Source organism: Pseudoalteromonas sp. 20-92, assembly GCF_030847595.1.
Classification (GTDB): domain Bacteria; phylum Pseudomonadota; class Gammaproteobacteria; order Enterobacterales; family Alteromonadaceae; genus Pseudoalteromonas; species Pseudoalteromonas fuliginea.
Genome location: NZ_JANJGQ010000055.1, coordinates 1 through 1,926 on the forward strand (window position 1 = coordinate 1; position 1,926 = coordinate 1,926).

A 1,926-nucleotide genomic window follows, 5' to 3' on the forward strand; every position below is an offset into this window, starting at 1 on the left:
AGAAAAAAGCTATGCGCAGTACAGCCTACCTTGAAAAGGTACTGAACGCATAGACTTTTTTCATGCTCTTGCCCTGTCAGGGTTAACCGCTAAGTAGTTAGAGAACGTTCCCTCGTTATTCATATATTTATAAATGAATTTTGATTCAACATGTAGCAGTATTAATTTTAATAGGTAGTTTTTTTGTGAGGCGTTAATTTCATTTGATTCAGCAAGGGTCGATGCATAATTAGGCCATTGCTGGATAGCAATTGTATAAACCGCTCAACAGAGCGTGTAGCATCAATGAAGGCAAGTAAAAAGTCCCACAAGCTTTCAATATTATTACTAATATTTTCAAGTAAGAGGTTTAGTTTATATTGATGAGTTTTCTCGTGTTCTACCAAATAGTCTAGTAATGAAATATTGAAAATATACTTTTCTCTGAAGTCATCTTCTCTTAATCTATTCTTAATTATTTCTTCAATATAAGTAAGTTGGAGAGTTAAATTTGAGGATCTGAAGTCTCTTACAGCTTTAATAAAATTCATATCATTATGAGATAAACGCCCATTATAAAAGTGCGATATATGATCTTGGTAATACTCATCTATATGTCCATTACGCAGTAAATATCGGAGTAAATTATAAGAGCTATCATCAGCATACTCATCTTTTGAAAACAATGAGAAATCACTACCTTTTTGTAATAATTTATATTGCGATAATTTAGCTGTTTCAGATTTTTGTTTGATTAAGTTAGCTTTTTCTTCTTCTAGTTTTTCCTGTTGAGTGGTTACATTACCAAGTATCAGATTTTTTCGATCAAGATAGCTAAACTTAGAGTTAACGTTATTTTCAATATCATTAAAAGATATATTTAAGGAGCGTTCAATCCACCTATTACTCTGTATATATCTAACCTTTATATTTTCAATAGTCTGCAATGAGCTGAAATGTTCTTCCTCTTTTAGTCTTGAAAGCTCAACAAATGCATTGTTAATTTTAATAGAGTACTGATCTCCATTTGCTTGTTCTAAAATTGCGTGTATGTAAATACTCTTTAAATCTGATACAGACATAGATTGCTGTAACTTCATTTGATTGGATATTAACTGTAATTCATCATTAATAGCTTTAATATTGCTTAGTAAAGTTGTTGTGTGAAACTCAATTAATTTATTTCTGTTATTACAGCACTCATAAACCAGACCTCTATTTTCATGTAATTTAGAAAAATCTTCAGGATAAACATTCTTATATATAATGAGAGCCAGTAATTTGCTGGGCTTAATGTGGTCACTAAACAAGACGCTATAATACAAGTTCATTTCATTGACTATATTGTTAAGCAAACGCATATCATCAATATAGATAGAAACTTCTTTCAGGAAGTCTTGGTCCAACCTCCCAATATTCATATCTGAATATTGGGCACCTGGTAGTCTTTCTTGTAATTTCTCGTAGGAGTTAGAGCAATTGATTATGGGGATAACGGGAATAATGAAATCAAAGAACTTAGCTCTTTCTTTGTGAGCAAACATTTCGTCTTTGATCGCATATAAAAACACAACACGTCGATTAATATCTTTCGACTTATTTATTAATGTGTTGATCTCTCTTAATTTTACAAATATTTCAGATGAGCCAAATCGATCTAAGTCCTCAAAAACGACAACATCAAAAGTATTACACTGAAAAAAGTATAAAATTTCATCTAGATAACGATTTAAAATGGAGCTTTCGTTTTGCTCTCCGAGTTCAATTTCACCACTTTTAACATTGATTTTTTTAAAGGACTTACGGTTAATATGTCGGTAAGCGTCGATAGAATAAAGTATGAGACCAGATAAACTAAAAGTCGTAATACCCCAGGGCAAGATCACGAACTTTACCTTGACTTAAAAGTATGATCTTATACTCCTTTTTTAAGGAGCATCCCCATGT

The 1,926-nt window shown here is 31.5% G+C and carries 1 protein-coding gene; it reads right to left on the reverse strand.

The genetic code is table 11. The annotated features are described in order from the left end of the window. Positions 1–167: 167 nt before the first annotated feature. A complete protein-coding gene (locus NRL14_RS20675; RefSeq protein WP_306725507.1) occupies positions 168–1,865 on the reverse strand; it encodes a hypothetical protein in 1,698 nt (565 codons plus the stop codon). Positions 1,866–1,926: the final 61 nt, after the last annotated feature.